Below are 3,032 nucleotides of genomic sequence, written 5' to 3' on the forward strand. Positions count from 1 at the left end.
AATTCAGATGCGTATGCCTTACGGTAAATATAAGGGATGGTATATATTAGACTTGCCAGAACGCTATGTGGTTTGGTACCATCAAAAAGGTTTTCCCGATGGGAAGCTTGGTCAGATGCTTGGTGTCGTTTACGAAATAAAATTGAATGGACTGGAGGATATGATGCGCCCTCTTTGTATGAAATATCGATAAACTAAAAGCCCAATTGTTGCTTTAAGAGTTTGTAGCCATTTTTACTAACCTTAAGTTTTTCGCCTGATTTAAGAATAAGCATCCAGCTATCTTTTTCGTAAGGTTCTAGCTTTGATATTTCTTCAATACGAATTAAGTACGAACGGTGTATACGACAGAATTCTTTTGGGTTGAGATGCGTCTCAAAATACTTCATCGTCTTTTGTTTCAGGTGATGACCCTTTTTAGTGTAGATCATGACATAATCATCCTGAGCTTCGAAATATCGAATATCGTCAACGGCAATAATATAAATCTTATTTCTTGATTTTACAACAATTCTATTCAGTTCTTCCTTGTTGTTGTCTTCGTGCTCTTTCAGTTTTTCAATGATGTTTGACTTTTCTGCTTGATTTTCCAATCTGGAAATCGCTTTTGATATGGCATCAGCAAAGCGTTCCTGAGAAAATGGTTTTAAAAGGTAGTCAACGGCATTGTGTTCGAATGCTTTAATGGCATATTCATTATAGGCCGTTGTGAAAACAATATTATAGGGTTTATCTAAGAGTTCCAAGAGTTCAAAACCAGTCAACTTAGGCATCTGAACATCAAGAAAAATAAGATCTGGATTTAATTCGTTTATAGCTTTTAAACCCTGGAATCCGTCAGAGTATTCACCTAAGATTTCAACTTGATCAATATTAGACAAATAGGATTTTACTAAATCTCGTGCTAATGATTCGTCGTCGATAATAATTGTTCTAATCTTTTCCATAGGTCGAATAGTTTGAGGTTTTAAAACTCAAATTTACATATTGTTTTCAATATTTTTAATACAAACTCATGTCGAGCTTAGTTGTTCTGTGGGAATTCCATATTGACAACAAAGTTGGATTCAGTTCGGGTAATGGCCAATAAATCTGTTCTTCCGTAAATGAGATTCATTCGCTCCATAATATTTTTTAAGCCAATTCCTTTTCCTTTAGGAGTGATTGCATCCTTATCAAAGTTGTTTGAGATTTGAATGATGAGATTGTTATTTCTGATCTCAGCTTTTGTTTTAATAACAACAGGTTCCAGACTTTCATGTACACCATGTTTGATTGCATTCTCATAAATGGGTTGCAGTATCAGATTCGGAATTTTTAAATCTTTAATTGATTCATCTATTTCAAAATCTAAAACTAAGCGTTCACCAAACCTTATCTTTTCAATTTCCAGATACAAGCGGCTATTTTCCATTTCATTGGAAAGCATATTTAGTTCTTTTAAATCCTGATCGAGTGAATATCTTAGGAAGGTAGATAACTTGACCAACATATCTCTCGATTGTTCGGGTCGAGCCAGAGTTAATGAACTGACTGAATTTAAGCTGTTGAATAAAAAATGTGGATTGATTTGTGATTTAAGAGCATTGATTTCTGCCTCTTTAATCAGATTTTTCAGGTCAGCTTCATTCTCAATCTTTGATTTAAAACTCCGATAATAGATAAAGACATAATAGACCATCACAATATAATCGTATATAGCGAATGCCATGAATACCATCCAATAATAAGGCATGATAATTTCAGGCTTATTATCATTGGAATTTGGGTCTTTATCAAAAAACGAAAAAATCAAATAGGTTAGTGATAACCAGATCGCAACCATTATAATGGCTACTGCAATGTGATGTAATGCTGCAGCCATTCGGCCAATTTTGTCAACATCAATATGTCTAACAATATACCAAATTGAAGGTGCTATAATCAGAAGAGGCAAGGATATACTTAAAGATGATATTAGTGCAACCTGAAAAGCTTCATTTTGGAAATACCAATCAATAGCAAATAGTGAGCATGCAAATGAAAACCAAAATCCAAGGTAAATGATTAAACCAAAACGATGGGAAAGAATAGGATGCTCCATACTTGTTTATAAAATGATCGGGGTAATGCTTTTGAAATTGTTTATAGAAACATGAATTATTTGCTCGACTTAATTTCACAACCACCAAGGGCAACAAAGCCCTTAATAATTAATTCTTTCTTAGGTTCTACAATGTAGTTTGGAGTTGGTACGCGTTTGTCGGATACACCGCCAAGTACAGCTGAAATATCAACTTTAACATCCCAATCTGGAGGAACAATAATAACGGAACCGCCAAACATGGCAAATAGATCAATGGTGTGTGTGCCTTCAGCTAGCTGAGCGTAAGTCAAGTCAACTTCACTTCCGCCAAACATGCAGGTAATATTGCCACCTTTAAAGTTTTTTGTGTTTATAATACGTTCGCCACCACCAAATATATTCAGTTCATTAATGTAATCTGTAGACTTCTCAGATCTGCTACACCTATTGCTAGGGCAAGAGTTACGTTTACGAATCACAATGATTCCTAAGAGTATTAGAAGAACTGGCCAGAAAAAACGATAAAGATCGAAATGCCAACCCAATAGTCGTGGTAGCATGAAAAAACCACCAATTAGTATTAGGGTAAAACCCGTTGTTCTATCATTTTTAGCAAAGGCAAATAGACTACCTAAAGCGATGAGTAGCATTGGCCATGAGAAAATAATATGGTGAAGATTATTTGGAATTAAATCCAGATTATTGAGGATTAATGCTCCACCAAATAGGATGAGTAAGATTCCAAAAATTGAATTGTTTCTTCCTCTTGGATTTTGCTGATCAGGAATATCTCGAAAATTTCTATTCATAACAGTATATTTTGAATTGTAAATGCTTGATTAATGATGACTTTTATCCTTTTTTTTATCGTTACAGATAGAGTTACATCCATCGGGTTTTAATATATAGCCGATTCCCATTAGAATTAAGATTCCTGGCCAAAACCATATTTGCCAATCATTTGAAA

General features: G+C 34.4%; 4 protein-coding genes. 1 reads left to right on the top strand and 3 read right to left on the bottom strand.

The genetic code is table 11. The annotated features are described in order from the left end of the window. Positions 1-193, top strand: a 193-nt coding sequence (locus tag ABY905_RS15695; protein ID WP_372645570.1) for a DUF3820 family protein, incomplete at its 5' end; no start/stop codon positions are given. 1 nt (position 194) lies between these two features. On the opposite strand, the gene ABY905_RS15700 is transcribed toward ABY905_RS15695, so the two are convergent. The 3 genes from ABY905_RS15700 to ABY905_RS15710 all read right to left on the bottom strand — a co-directional run bounded on the left by ABY905_RS15700 (position 195) and on the right by ABY905_RS15710 (position 2,874). Further along, positions 195-947 carry a LytR/AlgR family response regulator transcription factor gene (locus tag ABY905_RS15700; protein ID WP_372645572.1) on the bottom strand — a complete coding sequence of 251 codons (753 nt, stop codon included), beginning with the start codon at positions 945-947 and terminating at the stop codon, positions 195-197. Positions 948-1,024: 77 nt separating this feature from the next. Continuing rightward, positions 1,025-2,083 carry a sensor histidine kinase gene (locus ABY905_RS15705; protein WP_372645575.1) on the bottom strand — a complete coding sequence of 353 codons (1,059 nt, stop codon included), beginning with the start codon at positions 2,081-2,083 and terminating at the stop codon, positions 1,025-1,027. A 56-nt stretch (positions 2,084-2,139) separates the two neighbouring features. Continuing rightward, on the bottom strand, positions 2,140-2,874 hold the full coding sequence (locus ABY905_RS15710) for a LiaF transmembrane domain-containing protein (RefSeq protein WP_372645577.1): 735 nt from the start codon (positions 2,872-2,874) through the stop codon (positions 2,140-2,142). Between the last annotated feature and the right edge of the window lie 158 nt (positions 2,875-3,032).

Origin of the sequence: Ancylomarina sp. (genome assembly GCF_041555295.1) — a bacterium.
Lineage (GTDB): Bacteria > Bacteroidota > Bacteroidia > Bacteroidales > Marinifilaceae > Ancylomarina.